This window comes from Mycobacterium sp. NGS17 (assembly GCF_059813205.1).
This window is the reverse complement of the sequence record NZ_JCALED010000013.1, coordinates 43,049-59,568: the sequence shown is the minus strand read 5'-3', so window position 1 is coordinate 59,568 and position 16,520 is coordinate 43,049. Positions and strand designations below refer to the sequence as shown.

18 protein-coding genes and 1 pseudogene are annotated in these 16,520 nt (G+C 66.9%); 10 read left to right on the top strand and 9 right to left on the bottom strand.

Translation table 11 applies throughout. From position 1 onward, the window contains the following. Positions 1-39: 39 nt before the first annotated feature. Positions 40-1,527 (top strand): FAD-dependent oxidoreductase, encoded by a 1,488-nt coding sequence (locus tag AC5Y7E_RS22735; RefSeq protein WP_499950824.1) that lies wholly within the window; start codon positions 40-42, stop codon positions 1,525-1,527. A 9-nt stretch (positions 1,528-1,536) separates the two neighbouring features. Here AC5Y7E_RS22735 and AC5Y7E_RS22730 read toward each other — a convergent pair whose 3' ends face one another. The 3 genes from AC5Y7E_RS22730 to AC5Y7E_RS22720 are packed head-to-tail and all read right to left on the bottom strand — an operon-like array spanning position 1,537 to position 4,316. Beyond that, positions 1,537-2,046: a DUF302 domain-containing protein gene (locus tag AC5Y7E_RS22730; protein WP_499950823.1), complete on the bottom strand. Its 510-nt coding sequence runs from the start codon at positions 2,044-2,046 to the stop codon at positions 1,537-1,539. Positions 2,047-2,049: 3 nt separating this feature from the next. After that, entirely contained in the window at positions 2,050-3,135 is a 1,086-nt protein-coding gene (locus tag AC5Y7E_RS22725; protein ID WP_499950822.1) for an NmrA family NAD(P)-binding protein, read from the bottom strand. An 8-nt stretch (positions 3,136-3,143) separates the two neighbouring features. Continuing rightward, on the bottom strand, positions 3,144-4,316 hold the full coding sequence (locus AC5Y7E_RS22720; RefSeq protein ID WP_499950821.1) for a thiolase family protein: 1,173 nt from the start codon (positions 4,314-4,316) through the stop codon (positions 3,144-3,146). A gap of 97 nt (positions 4,317-4,413) precedes the next feature. Between AC5Y7E_RS22720 and AC5Y7E_RS22715 the strand changes: the two genes are divergently transcribed. After that, entirely contained in the window at positions 4,414-4,890 is a 477-nt protein-coding gene (locus tag AC5Y7E_RS22715; protein ID WP_499950820.1) for a winged helix-turn-helix transcriptional regulator, read from the top strand. Here the strand turns inward: AC5Y7E_RS22715 and rsgA are convergent. Both rsgA and aroA read right to left on the bottom strand, forming a co-directional pair. After that, positions 4,874-5,869, bottom strand: a complete 996-nt coding sequence (gene rsgA / locus AC5Y7E_RS22710) for a ribosome small subunit-dependent GTPase A (protein ID WP_499950819.1) — start codon at positions 5,867-5,869, stop codon at positions 4,874-4,876. The genes AC5Y7E_RS22715 and rsgA overlap by 17 nt on opposite strands. Then, entirely contained in the window at positions 5,866-7,149 is a 1,284-nt protein-coding gene (aroA, locus tag AC5Y7E_RS22705; protein WP_499950818.1) for a 3-phosphoshikimate 1-carboxyvinyltransferase, read from the bottom strand. The genes rsgA and aroA overlap by 4 nt, the downstream gene beginning before the upstream one ends. A gap of 69 nt (positions 7,150-7,218) precedes the next feature. On the opposite strand from aroA, the gene AC5Y7E_RS22700 reads away from it, so the two are divergent. Continuing rightward, entirely contained in the window at positions 7,219-7,977 is a 759-nt protein-coding gene (locus AC5Y7E_RS22700; RefSeq protein ID WP_499950817.1) for an SOS response-associated peptidase, read from the top strand. Between the two features lie 410 nt (positions 7,978-8,387). On the opposite strand, the gene AC5Y7E_RS22695 is transcribed toward AC5Y7E_RS22700, so the two are convergent. Then, the gene (locus AC5Y7E_RS22695; RefSeq protein WP_499950816.1) at positions 8,388-9,008 is read right to left on the bottom strand and encodes a TetR/AcrR family transcriptional regulator; all 621 of its coding nucleotides are present in this window, start codon (positions 9,006-9,008) and stop codon (positions 8,388-8,390) included. 131 nt (positions 9,009-9,139) lie between these two features. On the opposite strand from AC5Y7E_RS22695, the gene AC5Y7E_RS22690 reads away from it, so the two are divergent. From AC5Y7E_RS22690 to AC5Y7E_RS22675, 4 genes and pseudogenes are all read left to right on the top strand, one after another. Next, positions 9,140-10,384, top strand: a complete 1,245-nt coding sequence (locus AC5Y7E_RS22690) for an alkyl sulfatase dimerization domain-containing protein (RefSeq protein ID WP_499950815.1) — start codon at positions 9,140-9,142, stop codon at positions 10,382-10,384. Continuing rightward, positions 10,381-11,130: an SDR family NAD(P)-dependent oxidoreductase gene (locus AC5Y7E_RS22685; protein WP_499950814.1), complete on the top strand. Its 750-nt coding sequence runs from the start codon at positions 10,381-10,383 to the stop codon at positions 11,128-11,130. Before AC5Y7E_RS22690 ends, AC5Y7E_RS22685 begins: the two co-directional genes overlap by 4 nt. Before the next feature lie 4 nt (positions 11,131-11,134). Next, positions 11,135-12,319 (top strand): sulfotransferase family protein, encoded by a 1,185-nt coding sequence (locus AC5Y7E_RS22680; protein ID WP_499950813.1) that lies wholly within the window; start codon positions 11,135-11,137, stop codon positions 12,317-12,319. Continuing rightward, positions 12,316-13,333: pseudogene (locus tag AC5Y7E_RS22675) on the top strand (zinc-dependent alcohol dehydrogenase). The gene AC5Y7E_RS22680 and the pseudogene AC5Y7E_RS22675 overlap by 4 nt, the downstream one beginning before the upstream one ends. Here AC5Y7E_RS22675 and AC5Y7E_RS22670 read toward each other — a convergent pair. Continuing rightward, complete coding sequence (locus AC5Y7E_RS22670; protein ID WP_499920284.1) at positions 13,320-13,844, bottom strand: aminoacyl-tRNA deacylase; 525 nt, start codon at positions 13,842-13,844, stop codon at positions 13,320-13,322. The pseudogene AC5Y7E_RS22675 and the gene AC5Y7E_RS22670 overlap by 14 nt on opposite strands. Next, a complete protein-coding gene (locus AC5Y7E_RS22665) occupies positions 13,810-14,658 on the bottom strand; it encodes an SDR family oxidoreductase (protein WP_499920282.1) in 849 nt (282 codons plus the stop codon). Before AC5Y7E_RS22665 ends, AC5Y7E_RS22670 begins: the two co-directional genes overlap by 35 nt. 312 nt (positions 14,659-14,970) lie before the next feature. On the opposite strand from AC5Y7E_RS22665, the gene AC5Y7E_RS22660 reads away from it, so the two are divergent. Both AC5Y7E_RS22660 and rsrA read left to right on the top strand, forming a co-directional pair. Further along, positions 14,971-15,633: a sigma-70 family RNA polymerase sigma factor gene (locus AC5Y7E_RS22660; protein WP_499920728.1), complete on the top strand. Its 663-nt coding sequence runs from the start codon at positions 14,971-14,973 to the stop codon at positions 15,631-15,633. After that, positions 15,630-15,944 (top strand): mycothiol system anti-sigma-R factor, encoded by a 315-nt coding sequence (gene rsrA, locus AC5Y7E_RS22655; protein WP_499920281.1) that lies wholly within the window; start codon positions 15,630-15,632, stop codon positions 15,942-15,944. Before AC5Y7E_RS22660 ends, rsrA begins: the two co-directional genes overlap by 4 nt. Positions 15,945-15,951: 7 nt before the next feature. On the opposite strand, the gene AC5Y7E_RS22650 is transcribed toward rsrA, so the two are convergent. Beyond that, complete coding sequence (locus tag AC5Y7E_RS22650; protein WP_011728008.1) at positions 15,952-16,026, bottom strand: 50S ribosomal protein bL37; 75 nt, start codon at positions 16,024-16,026, stop codon at positions 15,952-15,954. 234 nt (positions 16,027-16,260) lie between these two features. On the opposite strand from AC5Y7E_RS22650, the gene AC5Y7E_RS22645 reads away from it, so the two are divergent. Continuing rightward, positions 16,261-16,476: a biotin/lipoyl-binding carrier protein gene (locus AC5Y7E_RS22645; protein ID WP_007773063.1), complete on the top strand. Its 216-nt coding sequence runs from the start codon at positions 16,261-16,263 to the stop codon at positions 16,474-16,476. The last annotated feature ends 44 nt before the right edge of the window (positions 16,477-16,520 follow it).

The following is a 16,520-nucleotide window of genomic DNA, read 5'->3' as shown; positions in this document are numbered from 1 at the left end:
GGGCACATACTTGTCATCGGTGCAAGGAAAGGTGGCCAGATGTCCGCGTCCCAGCCCTCACCGGTAGAAACCTGCGACGTGTGCATCGTGGGAGCAGGCATCGCCGGGCTGAATGCTCTGTTCGCCGCGAGTCGATACCTGTCGCGCAACAACAAGGTGATCCTGATCGATCGACGCCCGCGTGCCGGCGGCATGTGGGTCGATGTGTACCCGTATGTGCGCCTGCACCAACCGCATCCGATGTTCACCGCGGGCAACATCGAATGGACCATCGGCAAGGACCGCTCCTATTTGGCGACCAAAGGCGAAGTGCTCGACCATTTTCGGCACTGCGTGGACGTGATCAGGGAACGCGTGCCGGTGGACGAATACTTCGGCTGGGACTTCGAGTCGGAGCAAGAAGCGAACGGAATCGTCCGGGCCACCGCCAGTGCTGCCGACGGCCGGACGTTGGTCGTCGAGGCCAAGCGATTGATCAAAGCCTATGGCCTCGGGATCACGCCGAACGAGCCGCTGCGCATCTCCAGCACGCGCGTCCATTCGGTGTCGCCCGACTACTGCGACGTCCGGTCGGGCGACATCAGCGAAAGCGATGCGGCGGTGTGGATCGTCGGCGGCGGAAAAACCGCGATGGACACCGCACATGCGTTGATCACCGCATACCCCGGCCGCGAGGTGAACCTCGTCGCCGGCCGGGGAACCTTCTTCTCCTGCCGCGACAGTCTGTTTCCGAGCGGCATCCGGCGGTGGTGGAAGGGCACACCTACGAGCAACCTCGGCACACAATTGAGTAGCCGGTACGACGGCACCAACGAATCAGACGTTCAAGGTTGGTACCGGGCCACCCATGGCACGTTCTTAACCCCGCAGGCGGACAACTTCGTGCTGGGAGTGTTGTCGCGGGCCGAGAACCGCACGATCTGCGCGGGGCTAACCGATGTCCTGATGGACTATTTCGAGGATGCGGTCGATCACAACGACACGACCGAGTTGGTGTTCCGCAGCGGATCTACGAAGACGATCCAACCGGGCAGCTGGGTCGTCAACTGCACGGGATACGTCAAATTCCCCGACGACTATCCCTACGAGCCATACGTTTCGCCCAGTGGTGCAGTCGTTTCCATCAACGTGCGCTCGGCCATACTGCACCTGCCCGCGTTCATCGGGTATTTCCTGGGCCACCTACTGTTCTTGGACAAACTCAATGAGGTTCCGCTCTACGAAGTCGACTGGATGAGCCTGAGGCAGAAGGCGCCGCTGGCTTTTCCGTACGTGCTCTTCGCGCTCGTCCAGCACAACCTCAGCCTGATCTACGACAACGTGCCCAGGCGCGTTTTCGACGAAAACGGACTCGATTTCGACAAGTGGTACCCGCTGCCGCGCCGCCTGCCAAGCGTGGCGCGGTTCCTGCTCACGCACCGCAGGGAACGCGAGCGTCAGCGCCGTGTTCTCGACACGGTGCGGGAGCGTTTCGATATCCGCTGCGGTCCGCTGGGTCAGGAGTATGCACCAAGCGCCACAACGTAATTGGGGTCGTCAGCAACCGCTGGTCACCTTGGTGGCCAACGCCGCGAGCTTGGCATCGAGTTGCTGTGCCGCGCTGAGCAATTCCGCGTTGGGCTCCACCACCATCAGCGACGACGGCTTGACGTAAGTCAGGCTGCTCCCGGTGCCCTCGTCGAGTAACAGCACCTCGACCGGGGCGAACAAGCCGGCCGTCACGTCGTGGCGCAGCATGGTGATGGCGATCAGCGGATTGCCCAGAATCACCCGCAACACCTTGCGGTCGATGCCGGCCCTGGTGATCCAGGCGCCGTGGTCGAACAGACCGAACAACATGAAACCGCTTGGCCCGACGTAGCGTTCGACGCGCTCCTGGTAAAAACTCCAGTCGCCGCTGGACATCGCGATGTCATTGATCGGCACCGGCTGCTCGCCGATGTCGGCAAGCAATGCAGCACGTAGTTCGTCGTAGCTCTTGTCGCTGTCGTAGCGCACTCGGACGCCGTCGAAACGGGTCTCGCGTGGATCGGAGGCGGTCGTCATCGGTTACAGCTTCCCTTGCCGCTGGTCCTCGCCGATCTTGAGTATCGGCGTGCGATTCTCCGGTTGGATCCGCTCCCAAAGGCCGCCCGCACCGTTGTCGCGTGCAAGTTGATCTTGACGCCTGAGCCACTGCTCGGCACTCCTGATCCGATTCGGGTGGATCTCATCGAGCAGCGCATAATCCCGTCTGACCACCCGGTGTTTCCAGAGATTCCAGAAGCCGGTGAAGTTGTCGCGTACGGTCATGGTGCTCTTGTCCTTCCGGTCGGCGTTGTACCCGGCGGGCGCGTCGGCGATGACGCTGAGCGGGCCCATTCGCCAGTACGTGTCCAGGTCGGTGTCGACGTACCGCGCCGGACGCCCGGTGACCTTCTCGAACGCCGCGGCGAGATCGGCGTAGGCGATATCGTCGACAGCGACCTCGAGGTCCATGCCGTTCGCACGCTCGGGATGGTCGAAAAGCCAACGCACGTAGTAACCGCAGTCCTCGAGAGACACGTGCGGCACCGCCCCGTCGCCGAGTGGAACACGCCACGTCAGCCCGCCGTCCTCCACGGTGGGCGTCATCGGTGTACCCGGGGAGATCACCATCTCGATGTAGGGGCCCGAGGTGAACAACGCCGCGCCCATCCGATCGCGATTCACCTGATTTTGGAACAGGATCCACTCGCCGACGCGACCTTTGCCGTCGTAATGACCGGTGCGGAACCGGGAGTCGTATGCCGCCTTCTTCAGGCCGTAGTCGAGGTTTCCGTACACGAAGAACTTGACTCCTTCTTCGATGGCGATCTCGTAACTGCGGATCGCCCAGTAGGTCTCGCTCTTCTCGCCGGTGTTGAATCCGTCGATGTTGACAAAGGCTCCGTCGCAACCGCGGAACCCCTCGCGCAGCGTCGCTTCGTCGGCGAAGGATCCCTCCACGGCGGACACGTTTTTGAGTTCAAGCAGTTCTTTGGCTCGCCGGCTGCCGGCGTCGCGGGTGAGAAACCGAACCGAGTATCTCTCGTCGGCGACGAGCGCGCGGATGATGGGCATGCCCTGGGCTCCCGTGCCGCCGACGACGAAGATGTTCGAGGTGGTGTGAGACATCGGCCCGCTCACAACCGCTCGATGATGGTAGCGTTGGCCATGCCGCCGCCCTCACACATTGTCTGCAGGCCGTAGCGGCCGCCGCGTTGCTCCAAAGCGTTGACGAGCGTCGTCATGATGCGAGCGCCGCTGGCGCCCAACGGATGACCGATCGCGATCGCGCCGCCGTTGACGTTGGTCTTGGTCAGGTCGGCGCCGGTGTCCTGAGCCCAGGCCAGCACGACGGGCGCGAACGCCTCGTTCACCTCGAACAGGTCGATGTCGGCGAGCGTCAGGCCCGCCTTCGACAACACCTTCTCGGTGGCCGGAATGACGCCGGTCAGCATGTACAGCGGGTCGGAGCCCACCACGGTGGTGGTGTGGATCCGGGCCAGCGGGCGTAGTCCAAGTTTCGTGGCGACCTCGCTGCTGGTGATCAACACCGCGGCGCTGCCGTCGGACAGCGGCGACGAATTGCCGGGTGTGATCTCCCAATTGATCTGCGGGAAACGGGCTTTGGCCGCGTCGCTGTAGAATGCCGGCTGCAACCCGGCCAGCGTGTCGACCGTAGTGCCGGGGCGGATGATCTCGTCGGTGGCCAGCCCGGCGATCGGCGTGAGCTCGTTGTCGAACAGGCCCTCCTTGGTGGCACGGGCGGCCTTTTCGTGGCTGCCGGCGGAGAACTCGTCGAGCTGGGCGCGCGAGAAGCCCCACTTCGCGGCGATCAGTTCGGCGCTGATGCCCTGCGGCACCAGGCCGTCGGGATACCGCCGGGTCATGTCCTCGCCCATCGGGTTGCTGCCCGGCAATACCTGGGTGCCCATCGGGACACGGCTCATCGACTCCACGCCGGCGGCGATGACCAAGTCGTATGCGCCGGCGATCACGCCCTGGGCCGCGAAGCTGATGGCCTGCTGGCTGCTGCCGCACTGCCGGTCGATCGAAACGCCGGGAACCGACTCCGGGAACCCCGCGCCCAGCAGGGCATTACGCGCGATGTTGGCCGCCTGGTCACCGACCTGAGTGACCGCGCCGGCGATGATGTCGTCGACTTGCGCCGGATCCACGCCGGTACGCGCCACCAGCTCGCGCAGGCTGTGTGCCAGCAGATCTGCCGGCAGCACATCGTGCAGCGCGCCACTGGCCTTGCCCTTGCCGATGGGGGTGCGTACGGCTCCGACGATGACGGCGTCGCGGTTCATGACTCCTCCTCGAGTCTCGTTCATCTAGGTATAGCTTGCTGTACCCAGATAAACACCTCGGTATGCTTAAAGCAACCCAGCCGCGGAGGTGATTTAGATGACACTGCTGCAAGGACCGCTGGCCGACCGCGACGCCTGGTCGGCGGTGGGCGAGTGCGCGATCGAGAAGACGATGGCCGTCGTCGGAACCAAGTCCGCGATGCTGATCATGCGCGAGGCCTACTACGGCACCACCCGATTCGACGACTTCGCCCGCCGGGTCGGCATCACCAAGGCCGCCACCTCGGCGCGGCTGAGCGAACTGGTCGAGCTGGGATTGCTACGGCGCCAGCCCTATCGAGAGCCCGGGCAGCGCAGCCGCGACGAGTACGTGCTCACCGACTCCGGCATCGCATTCATGCCGGTGGTGTGGGCGATGTTCGAGTGGGGGAGACATCATCTGCCCGGCCGCAACCGGCTGCGGCTGGTCCACCTGGACTGCGGCGCCGAGGCGAGCGTCGAAATCCGTTGTGCGGAAGGGCATCTGGTGCCGGCCGACGAGCTCGGCATGCGACTGGCTAAGAAGTCTGGTTGAGCGCGGCCAGCAGCCGGCGCGCCGCGGCGACCCGGCGCACGGCGGGCCCGGTCAACGTGTCCAGGGCGCACTCGGGGTCGGCCGGCGGGCCCATGTGCCCGCAGCCGCGCGGGCAATCCGCAATGGCCTCGGCCAAATCGGAAAACGCCATCATGACGTCGTCGGGCTGGATGTGTGCCAGCCCGAAGGACCGGATGCCCGGCGTGTCGATCACCCAGCCGGTGGTGCCCAGCGGCTCGGTCAGCGGCAGCGCCACCGACTGCGTCGAGGTGTGCCGTCCCCTGCCGATATCGGTCACGACGCCGACGGCACGGTCCGCGTCGGGCACGAGACGGTTGACCAAGGTGGACTTGCCGACGCCGGAATGCCCGAGCAGCACGGTGATCTTGCCCGCGAGCAGGTCCGCGACGGCCAGCAGGGGATCGTCGCGGCCGGCGGCGACCACGGTCAGGTCCAGGTCGACGAACTGTTCCGCGAACGGCTCGGGCGGGGCGAGGTCGGTCTTGGTCAGGCACAAGATCGGCGTGAGGCCGCCGGCGTAGGCGGCGATCAGCGTCCGGTCCACCAGGCCGGTGCGGGGCGGCGGGTCGGCCAGTGCCACCACGATGAGCAGCTGATCGGCGTTGGCCACCACCACCCGTTCGGTCGGATCGGTGTCATCGGCGGTGCGCCGCAACACCGTTCGGCGCTCGCCGCGGCGCACGATGCGGGCCAGCGTATCCGCCCGCCCGGACAGGTCGCCGACCACGTCGACGTCGTCGCCCACGACGATCGGGGTGCGGCCCAGTTCGCGGGCCCGCATGGCGGTGACCCGGCGATCGACGTCGCCGCCCAGCACGCATCCCCACCGGCCGCGGTCGACGCTGACCACCATCGCGGCTTCGGCGTCGGCGTGCTCGGGGCGGGTCTTGGTCCGCGGCCGCGACCCCCGGCCGGAGCGGATCTTGACGTCGGACTCGTCGTAGTCGCCGGGCCTCACATGCCGTGCCCCAGCATCCGGGCCCACAGCTGCGGAAAGTCGGGCAACGTCTTGCTGGTGGCGCCGATGTCGCTCACCTCGACCCCGTCCACCCGCAGCCCGACGATCGCGCCCGCCATCGCCATCCGGTGGTCGGCGTACGCGTGCCACGTCCCGGCGCGCAGCGGCGTCGCGGTGATCACTAGGCCGTCGGACGTTTCCTCGCAATCGCCGCCCAGGCGGTTGATCTCGGCGCTCAGCGCGGCGAGCCGGTCGGTCTCGTGCCCCCGCAGGTGAGCGATGCCGGTGAGCCGGGATACCGATCCGGGCGTCGCCAGCGCCGCCAGGGCGGCCACCGAGGGTGTCAGCTCGCCCACGGCGCGCAGGTCGACGTCGAAGCCGCCGTACTCCTCGGAACCGCGCACCTCCAGAGACGAATCGGTCTGCTTCACAACGGTATTCAACTTGCCTAACACGGACAAAATGTCGTCGGCGGGCTGCACGCTGTCGGCCGGCCAGCCGGTGATGCGCACGGAACCGCCGCTGACCACCGCCGCCGCAAGGAACGGAACGGCGTTCGTCAGATCCGGCTCGACCTGCCAGTGCCGCGCCGCCACCGGCCCCGGGCGAACCGTCCAGCTGTTGGGAACGGAATCGTCGACGTCGACGCCGGCCTGCCGCAACATCACCACCGTCATCGCGATGTGCGGGGCCGACGGCAGTGCCGCACCGGTGTGTCGCACGGTCAGACCCTCGGTGAACGAGGGCGCGCACAACAGCAACCCCGAGACGAACTGCGAGGAGGCCGAGGCGTCGATTTCCACGGTGCCGCCGCTGATCGAGCCGGCGCCCAGCACCCGGAACGGCAGGCCGGAGCCGTCAATCCGGACGCCGAGCCCGCGCAGCGCGTCCAGCAGCGGCGCGATGGGCCGCGCCCGGGCCTGCTCGTCGCCGTCGAACTCCACCACCGACTCGGCCAGCGCCGCCAGCGGCGGCACGAACCGCAGCACCGTGCCGGCCAGGCCGCAATCGACTTGCGCCGGCGTCTCCGGATCGACACGACCGCTGACCGTCAGCTCCGTCCCGTCACCGTCGACACGCAAGCCCAGGGTGCGCAACGCCCCGATCATCAGGTCGGTGTCCCGGCTGCGCAGCGCCCCGCTGATGGTCGGGGCGCCTTGGTCCAGGGCCGCCGCCAGGCCTGCGAGCACCAGGGCCCGGTTGGTCTGCGACTTCGAACCCGGAACGGTCACGGTCGCCCGCACGGGCTGCGATGCCACGGGGGCCGTCCACGCACTCATCGGTCCATCATTGCCTGTCGCCGGTTTTTGCCACCAATAGGATTCGGTGGCTCTGCCACTATGGAATGTATGTGTGGACGGTTCGCGGTAACGACCGATCCGGCCCTGCTGGCCGAGAAGATCAAGGCGATCGACGAGGCGACGGGCGCCGACGCATCCGCGCCCAACTACAACGTGGCCCCGACCTCGACCATCGCGACCGTCGTCAGCCGGCATTCCGAGCCCGACGACCAGCCGACGCGGCGGGTGCGGCTGATGCGCTGGGGCTTGGTGCCGCCGTGGGCCAAGGCCGGTGCCGACGGCGCGCCGGATACCAAGGGCCCGATGCTGATCAACGCTCGCGCGGACAAGGTCACCACGTCGCCCGCCTTCCGGACCAGCGCCAAATCCAAGCGCTGCCTGATCCCGATGGATGGCTACTACGAATGGCGGGTCAATTCGGACGATGCCGCCGGGAAGAAGACCCGCAAGACGCCGTTTTTTATGTACTCCGAAGAAGGCGAGCCGCTGTTCATGGCGGGTCTGTGGTCGGTGTGGAAACCCGCCAAAGACGCCGCACCACTGCTGAGCTGCACCATCATCACCACCGATGCGCCGGGGGAACTGGCGCAGATTCACGATCGGATGCCCTTGGTGATGCCCGAACGCGACTGGGACCGGTGGCTGGACCCGGACGCCGCGATCGATGAAAACCTGCTGGCCCGCACACCCGATGTGCGCGCCATTCGGATGCGCGAGGTGTCGACGTTGGTCAACAACGTCCGCAACAACGGCCCGCAGTTGCTCGAGCCGGCCGAGCCGCAGCCCGAACAGATGAAAATTCTCTAGCGCTGCCTTAGCGCGACGTCGTCATCGGTGCGTTGTTCGCCGATTCGTGATGACTCGATTGAGCAACGGTTTTGTGGCACATACATACCTATTTCTCACCGATGTGGCGCGGGAGAACCCGTCGGCCTGACCATCGATCTCATGACGAGTGCACTGCTTTGCCCCGAGCTTTGCCCCGAGTGCAGCTTTCCCGAACTCGCACCCGGTCTGTGCTACTTCTGCGCTCCCGTTGTCGAAACGCCAGTCATCGCTCTCACGACCGCCCGGCGGCCTAGGGGGCCGCGTGCCGACGCCGAGCGCAGCTTGGCTGCCGCGGGCTGACGCGGAAAGCGCCCCGGCGTTGAGCGGCACGCATCACTGACTGCCGCTCACGTCGAATCGGTTGCGGGAGAACAAGTTTCAGCTTCCGCTTAACTCTGCTGGGCCGCGAGCGCCACCGCGGTGGCGACGGCTTCCAGCAGGCGGCCGAGTTGCTCGGCGTCCCCGACGTCGCGATCGCCGGCGGCCAGCCGGGTGAAGACACCGGCGATGAACGTGGTGACGGCGGTGGTCTGCGCGGCCAGCAGTGCGGGGTCGCGGGTGCCCGGCTGCAGGTGGGCGATGGCGTCGCGGGCCATGCCGTTGATCCGTGCGACGAACACCTGCGACGTTTCGGCCAGGCCGGGGTCGCGGGCGGCGCCCAGCAGCAGTTCGTGGCGCGCTCTGTTGAGCATGAGTCCCGCCCCCTCCGCTTGAAGCATGGTGAGCCGCGCCAGGTGCGCGAAGGGGGAGCGCGGATCGACGGGTTCGTCGATCACCGACTGCAGGTTGGCCACGTCGATCTCCGCGACGCGCTTGCCGACTCCGCGCAGCAGCGCGGCGCGGGTGCGGTAGTAGTACGACGTGGTGCCCTCGGGAACGTCGGCGACGCGGTCGACCCGCCCGTGCGTCAGCCCGCGCGAGCCGTGCTCGGCCAGCACCCGGATCGCCGCATCGCACAGGTCGCGGCGGCGTTCGTCGCCGTCGCGTTTCCGGGTCGTGGTGCCGGCCATCAACGCAGCACCGTGCCGCCGTCGACGTTGACGATCGCCACCCTGTCGGTCAGACCGCGCAGTCCCATGAGCGCCCCTTCCCGCATCGAAGCTATTGACTTTACCTCTAGAACTGTAGAGGATCGCCAGTCATGGCCGGAATTCATCGGGTGCGCCCCGGAGCGGGGGACCTCTCGGCCGCGACGGGCGCCCCCGCGCAGCCCCTGGGCGACGGCGTCTGGATGTCGCCCGGCGTCTCCAACTCGTATGCGGTCGCGACCGACGACGGGCGAGTCATCGTCAACAGCGGCCTGGTCTTCGAAGGACCGTTGCACCGCAAAGCTTTTGCCGACGTGGCCGGGCCGACGCGGGCCATCATCGTCACCCAGGGGCACGCCGATCACTGGGGCGGGGTGAACTCGATGCGCGACGATGAAACCGACGTCGTGATGCACCGCAACTACCGGTATTGGCGCGATGACAACACCCTGCTGATGGGCTACCGGGTCCCCAAAACGTCGTTCGCCTTCGGAAAGTTCTCCGACGCCGTGCTCGAACACTTCAAGACGATCGACCCCGCGACCATCGACTTCTCGTTCCCCGAGCCGACCACGACCTTCGACCAGCACACGAGCGTCACGGTCGGCGCGCGCACCTTCGAACTGGCCTGGACGCCCGGCGGTGAGACCACCGACGCACTGGTGGTGTGGCTGCCCGAGGATCGAATCCTGTTCACCGGCAACCTGTTCGGTCCGCTGTTCGGGCACGTGCCGAACCTGATGACCATCCGCGGTGATCGATATCGCGATCCGATCCTCTACATCGAGTCGCTGAACACCGTGCTCGAATATGGGCCGCGGCGGCTGATCACCGGCCACTTCGATCCCATCGAGGGCGCCGATCGCATCGCGGAGGAGGTCACCGCGATGCGCGACGGGATGCAGGCCGTGCACGATCGCACCGCCGAGCTGATGAATGCCGGCGCCGACATCCACACCGCGATGCGCGAGGTCACGATGCCCGAGCACCTCGACATCGGCGAGGGCTACGGCAAGACCTCCTGGAACGTGCGGGCCATCTGGGAGATGTACACCGGATGGTTCCGGCACCGCTCGACCACCGAACTGTATGGCGTGCCGGCGGATTCGATCGCCGCCGACTTGGTCAGCGCCGCCGGCGCCGACGCGCTCGTGAACGCGGCGAGAGCTCACCTGAGTGCGGGGCGGCCGGTGCAGACCATTCACCTCACCGACCTGATTCTGGCCGCCCAGCCGATGCACGCCGAGGCGCGGGCGGTGGCCGCCGACGCGCACGAGGCGCTGTTGGCCGACACCGAAAACTTCTGGGAAAAGGCCTGGCTCACCAAGTCCATCAACGAATTGAGGACGACCGAATGAACACCGTCAACTTCGACTTCACCGGCGCCCACGCGCTGGTGACCGGCGGCACCAGCGGCATCGGCAACGCGATCGCCGCCGCGTTCGCCGGCGCCGGGGCCGCCGTCACGGTGACCGGGACCCGGGGGTCGGCCGCGGACTATCCCGAGACGGAGCTGAGCGCGTTCACCTACCGTCAGTGCCGGATCCAGGATGCCGAATCCGTTGACGCGCTGGCTGATTCGCTGGGTGACCTGGACATCCTGATCAACAACGCGGGCGGCCCCTATCCCGCGGGCGACGAATACGACCCGGACGGCTACGTCGCGTCGGTGACGCAGAACATGCTGGGCCCGATGCGGCTGACCATGCGCTGTCATGAGCGGCTCAAGTCCAGCCAGGCCCCCGGCGGCGCGAGCGTCGTCAGCGTGGTGTCGATGTCCGCGTTCCGCTCGGCGGTCTTCGTCCCGGGCTACGCCTCGTCGAAGATGGGCCTGATCGCCTTGACCATGAATTTGTCCCGCCGGTGGGCGAACGACGGGATCCGGGTCAATGCCATCGCGCCCGGACTCATCGACACCCGAATGACCCACCCCGCCATGGGAATTCCCGAGGTGATGGACGTCGAGATCGGCTTCCACACCCCACTCGGCCGGCCCGGCACCCCGCAGGACTGCGCCGGCGCGGCGCTGTTCTTGTGTACCGACGCCGCCTCGTACATCACCGGCAGCACCATCGCCGTCGACGGCGGATACCTGACGGTCTAGCGCCATGAGCGACTTCGATAGCATCGCGACTACGGACGACGTCTTCAAACTGGCCGCACAGCGCACCGGCCTGAGCGAAATCGACTCCGACTCTTGGCGAGACGGACTGGCGATCATGCTCGACGAGCTCAACAGTTCCCCGGTGTTCACCCCGTTCGGCCGCGAACGCGTCCTCGACGACGCCACCAACGCTTTAGGCCGGCGCATGCAGGTCCACGACTACATCAAGTCGCATCCGGAGGTGCTGGATACGCCCGTCGAGCGGCCCCTGATCGTGCTCGGCATGCCCCGTACCGGCACCACCGTGATCAGCTACCTGCTCGACCAAGACCCGGCGCGACGGTCGCTGCTGCACTGGCAGTGCGTGCACCCGATCCCGCCCGCCGCCAGCGACGCACTGCGCACCGACCCGCGCTGCCTGGCCCTGCTGGAAGAGCAACGCAAGATCCTCGAAATGGTGACGCAGGCGAAAATGCCGCTGCCGCACTGGGAAGACGCCGACGGGCCCACCGAGGACATGTTCATTCACAACCAGGACTTCAAGGGCCTGTCCTGGGACTCGTTCCTGCCGACGGATCGCTACGCGCGGTGGCTGTTCGACGAGGCCGACATGAGCAGCACCTACGAATATCAGAAGCGCTACCTGCAGGTCCTGCAGTCCACGGCGCCGCGCAACTGGAGCCTGAAGATGCCGTCGCACTCGGTGCACATCGAGGCGCTACTGAAGGTGTTCCCCGACGCCCGGCTGATCTGGGCGCACCGCGATCCGTACAAGGCGACCGGGTCGCTGTGCAACCTGTGGCGACTGCCGCAGAGCCTGGTGATGAACACCGAGCTGCTCGATCAGGCGGACATGGGCCGGCTGGCGATGTGGCAGATGAGCTACCACGTCGAGCGGCCGCTGCGTGCGCGCGACCGCATCGGCGACGAGCGCTTCTTCCACATGTACTACCACGAGATGATGCGCGACCCGATGGACGTCATGCGGCGGATCTATGAGTGGGCGGACGAACCGCTGACCGCCGAAACCGAAGTGCGCATGCGCGATTGGCTCGCCGAGCATCCGCAGGACAGGTTCGCACTCAACGCCTACCGCCTCGACGAATACGGCCTGAGCGTCGAACAACTCGCTCCGGTCTTCGCCGAATACCTCGATACCTTCGACATCGAACTGGAGGGTAGACCGTGAAAGCCTCCGTGGTCACCGGACCCGGCCGGGCAGAGGTTCTGCACACCGAGCGCCCCGAGGTCGGCCCGCGCGACGTCCTGGTGCGGATGCGTGCCTGCGGCATCTGCGGTTCCGACGCGTTCTACATCACCATCGGCGGCATCCCGCCGCGCCAGGGGCACACGCCGCTCGGCCACGAGCCGGCCGGGGAGGTCGCCGAGGTCGGCGCCCAGGTGACCGGGCTGTCCGTCGGCGACCACGTGGTCATCAACCCGATGGCCGCTCCGAGCGGCATCATCGGCAACGGCGGTGCGACCGGGGCGCTCGCCGACTATCTGCTCATCGAAAACGCCGTGCGCGGAACGAGTCTCGAGGTGATCCCGGACCACATCCCGTGGGAGGTGGCCGCACTCAACGAGCCGATGGCCGTCGCGCGCCACGGCGCCAACCGCTGCCGGCCCAAACCGGCGGACAAGGTCGTCGTCTTCGGCGCCGGGCCGATCGGGCTGGGCGCCGTCCTGGCCTTCAAATCCCTTGGCGTCAGCCACGTCGTCGTCGCGGACCTGATCCCCGGCCGGTTGGACAAGGCGCTGCAGATCGGCGCCGACGCCGTCGTCAACTCCGCCGAGGAGGACGTGGTGGCGCCTGATCGAACTGCACGGCGAGGGCGAAGCCGGAATTCCGGGGTTACCCCGGCGCGCAGGCACCGACATCTACCTCGACGCCGCCGGTGTGCCCGCCGTCGTCAACACCGCGCTGGCGGCGGCCAAGAAGGGCGCCACCGTGGGAATCGTCGGCGTGCACAAGGAGCCGGTGCCGGTCGAGTTCGTCAACGTGATGAGCAACGAGATCACCATCCTCGGTTCCATGGGCTATCCCGACGAGATCTTCGAGGTGACAGGGGATCTCGTCGCGAACTGGGAGAAGTACGCGCTGATCGTCAGCCACACGATCCCGTTCGAGAACGTCGGCGAAGCGCTCGAGCTGGCCCACACTCCGGGGGCCGCCGACAAGGTCGTCGTCACGTTCTGCTGATGTCGGCGGTGACCGCGCCGGTGAGGCGGACCAGATCCTGCGGCGCCACCGCGACCTCCCAGCCCCGGCGCCCGGCACTGCAGAACACCCGATCCCACGCCAGCGCACCGGAATCGACAACGGTCGGCAGCTTTTTGCGCTGACCGAACGGCGACACCGCACCGAGCACGTACCCGGTCGCCCGCTCGGCGACGGCGGCGTCGGCCATGGATGCCTTGGCAACCCCCAGCGCGGTGGCCGCCGCCTTCAGCGAGAGCCGGGCGCTCGCCGGCACGATCGCGACCGCCAGCCCGCCCGGAACCGTGACGACCAGCGTCTTGAATATCTGCCCGGGTTCGACGCCGGCTGCCTCGGTGAGCGCTTTGACCGCCTCCGCGCCGAACGACTGCTCCCGCCGGTCGTGCTCGAACGTCAGGACTTCGTGCGGCACACCGGCTTTCACCAACGCGGCAATGCCCGGTGTGGCGGCCACGCTATTACGGGCCCGTGTACCCCGGCGGGTTGACGCCATCGACCCAGAAGTCGACGCCGAGCTTCGAGCCGGGAATGCAGTCGTAGGTGGACAGGTCCGTGACGCCGGATTCCACCAGCACGTCCTCGCACAGCAGCATGTTGCCGGTGAACTCCTTGGCCGGCTTGTTGAGGATGACGTAGGCCGCATCGGAGTAGATCTCGGGCTTGCGGGCCCGTCCCATCGCCTCGTCGCCGCCGAGCAGGTTCTGCACCGCGGCGGTGGCCACCAGCGTGCGCGGCCACAACGTGTTGGACGCGATGCCCTCTTCGCGCATCTCCTGCGCGATGCCCAACGCGCACAACGTCATACCGAACTTGGCCATCATGTACGCCGTCGGCTTCAGCCACTCCTGGCCCAGCAGCACCGGCGGGGACAGCGTCAGGATGTGCGGGTTCTCCCGGCCCTTCATGTGGGGCAGGCACGCTTGGGAGACCGCGTACGTGCCCCGCACCTGGATGCCGTTCATCAGGTCGAACCGCTTCATCGGCACCTCGGAGATGGATCCCAGGTTGATCGCCGACGCGTTGTTGACGCAGATGTCGATGCCGCCGAACTGCTCGACGGTCTTGGCCACAGCCGCCTCGACCGATTCCGGGTCGCGGACGTCCCCGACGATGGGCAGCGCCTGCCCACCGGCTTCCTCGAGTTCCTTGGCCGCCGTGAACACCGTTCCGGGCAGCTTCGGGTGCGGCTCGGCCGTCTTGGCGATCAGGGCGATGTTGGCGCCGTCCTGCGCGGCGCGCTTGGCGATCGCCAGGCCGATACCGCGGCTGGCGCCGGAGATGAACATGGTCTTGCCGTTCAGGGACATGGCGTCACACTAACGCCACGCCCGAACCGCCGGGATCGGGGTCCGATCGGGCCGGCAGGCACCGGTATCGCGCCACATCGGGCTGCGGAAATAGCGAGGTCGTGCGAGGCGTTGATCCAGTCGGTTTCAGATGCGGTGGAGCAGGCCCGGACGGACGGTGTCGGGGTCAGCCTTTAGATTGGGAGGAGCAGCGTGGTGTCAACGGCGACGAGCCTGTTAGGCGAGGAGCGGTTGGCTGGCTTCCTTGCCAGTCCGGTGGCGCTTTCCGTGCTCTCCGGCAACACCGCCGCAGAAGGGACCGGGTTGATCGACATGGCCGATGCTGAAGATGGCCGCGATGGTGCGACGGGGCCCGAGACTGCCGAGCCCGCAGCGCCCGAAGAGACGGACGCCGAGCTAACGGCGCGGTTCGAGCGCGACGCTATCCCCCTGCTGGACCAGCTCTACGGTGGCGCGCTGCGCATGACGCGCAATCCCGCCGACGCCGAAGACCTGCTGCAAGAGACTATGGTCAAGGCCTATGCGGGCTTCCGGTCGTTCCGGGCCGGCACCAATCTCAAGGCGTGGCTGTACCGGATCCTGACCAACACCTACATCAACAGCTATCGCAAGAAACAGCGCCAACCCGCGGAATACCCGACCGAGGAGATCACCGACTGGCAGCTGGCCTCCAACGCCGAGCATTCGTCCACCGGGCTGCGTTCAGCAGAGGTGGAGGCACTCGAGGCGCTGCCGGACTCGGAGATCAAAGACGCGCTGGCGGCTTTGCCGGAAGAATTTCGGATGGCGGTCTACTACGCCGACGTCGAAGGTTTCCCGTATAAGGAAATCGCCGAGATCATGGATACGCCGATCGGAACGGTAATGTCACGGCTGCACCGCGGCCGCCGGCAGTTGCGTGGCCTGTTGGCCGACGTTGCCAAGGAGCGGGGCTTCAACCGCGGTCAGCAGACGCACGAGGAGGTGTCGTCATGAGCGAGTTCTCCGGCCAGGGCGGTGCCTCGCCCGACGCCTGCCCCAACGACGAGTCGCACGGCAGCGTCGGCTGCGCGGAGGTCATCCGGCAGGTCTGGCTGCTGCTCGACGGTGAATGCGGCCCGGACACCCGCGAACAGCTGCGCCGGCACCTCGAGGCATGCCCCGGCTGCTTCAAGCACTACGGGCTCGAAGAGCGGATCAAGGCGTTGATCGCCACCAAATGCAAGGGCGAGAAGGCCCCCGAGGGGTTGCGCGAGCGGCTACGCCTCGAGATCCGGCGCACCACGATCATTCGGGGCACGCAGTAGCGTCGCTCTAGGCGTTGGGGCGCTTGCCGTGGTTGGCCTTGCTGTGCTTGCGGTCGCGCTTCTTACGGCCTCGTTTGGCCATGGTGAAAACCTCCGTGATTGCTGTCAAACTGGGCGCCCCGCGCCCGTTGGCTTGACGGCCATTCTCTCACGGGACGTCCTATGCAGTGTCTTCGCCCTCGCGGGGCCCCTCCGGGCCCCGTGCGCCGCGGCCCCGACCGGCGCTGTGGTTCGATGTATCCGAGCCTGATGGGCGGAAAAGAACCGTGATGACCAGCAGCCAGCCTGCGCGAAGGCCGAGACGAGTGGGGTGAAGATGGCGGAGGATGTGCGCGCCGAGATCGTGGCCAGCGTGCTCGAAGTCGTTGTGAACGAGGGCGACCAGATCGGCAAAGGCGACATCGTGGTGCTGTTGGAGTCGATGAAGATGGAGATCCCCGTCCTGGCCGAAGTGGGCGGCACGGTCAGCAAGGTCAGCGTGTCGGTGGGTGACGTGATTCAGGCCGGCGACCTCATCGCGGTGATCAGCTAGCCTTTCGGACCCCCTCGACCAACCGCCGGGAACGACCCGGGGAG

Excerpts from the sequence above, each read along its gene's own strand:
- AC5Y7E_RS22735 (WP_499950824.1), top strand. The coding sequence starts at position 40 with ATGTCCGCGTCCCAGCCCTCACCGGTAGAAACCTGCGACGTGTGCATC.
- AC5Y7E_RS22730 (WP_499950823.1), bottom strand. The coding sequence starts at position 2,046 with ATGACGACCGCCTCCGATCCACGCGAGACCCGTTTCGACGGCGTCCGA.
- AC5Y7E_RS22725 (WP_499950822.1), bottom strand. The coding sequence starts at position 3,135 with ATGTCTCACACCACCTCGAACATCTTCGTCGTCGGCGGCACGGGAGCC.
- AC5Y7E_RS22720 (WP_499950821.1), bottom strand. The coding sequence starts at position 4,316 with ATGAACCGCGACGCCGTCATCGTCGGAGCCGTACGCACCCCCATCGGC.
- AC5Y7E_RS22715 (WP_499950820.1), top strand. The coding sequence starts at position 4,414 with ATGACACTGCTGCAAGGACCGCTGGCCGACCGCGACGCCTGGTCGGCG.
- aroA (WP_499950818.1), bottom strand. The coding sequence starts at position 7,149 with ATGAGTGCGTGGACGGCCCCCGTGGCATCGCAGCCCGTGCGGGCGACC.
- AC5Y7E_RS22700 (WP_499950817.1), top strand. The coding sequence starts at position 7,219 with ATGTGTGGACGGTTCGCGGTAACGACCGATCCGGCCCTGCTGGCCGAG.
- AC5Y7E_RS22695 (WP_499950816.1), bottom strand. The coding sequence starts at position 9,008 with ATGGCCGGCACCACGACCCGGAAACGCGACGGCGACGAACGCCGCCGC.
- AC5Y7E_RS22690 (WP_499950815.1), top strand. The coding sequence starts at position 9,140 with ATGGCCGGAATTCATCGGGTGCGCCCCGGAGCGGGGGACCTCTCGGCC.
- AC5Y7E_RS22685 (WP_499950814.1), top strand. The coding sequence starts at position 10,381 with ATGAACACCGTCAACTTCGACTTCACCGGCGCCCACGCGCTGGTGACC.
- AC5Y7E_RS22680 (WP_499950813.1), top strand. The coding sequence starts at position 11,135 with ATGAGCGACTTCGATAGCATCGCGACTACGGACGACGTCTTCAAACTG.
- AC5Y7E_RS22670 (WP_499920284.1), bottom strand. The coding sequence starts at position 13,844 with ATGGCGTCAACCCGCCGGGGTACACGGGCCCGTAATAGCGTGGCCGCC.
- AC5Y7E_RS22665 (WP_499920282.1), bottom strand. The coding sequence starts at position 14,658 with ATGTCCCTGAACGGCAAGACCATGTTCATCTCCGGCGCCAGCCGCGGT.
- AC5Y7E_RS22660 (WP_499920728.1), top strand. The coding sequence starts at position 14,971 with ATGGCCGATGCTGAAGATGGCCGCGATGGTGCGACGGGGCCCGAGACT.
- rsrA (WP_499920281.1), top strand. The coding sequence starts at position 15,630 with ATGAGCGAGTTCTCCGGCCAGGGCGGTGCCTCGCCCGACGCCTGCCCC.
- AC5Y7E_RS22645 (WP_007773063.1), top strand. The coding sequence starts at position 16,261 with ATGGCGGAGGATGTGCGCGCCGAGATCGTGGCCAGCGTGCTCGAAGTC.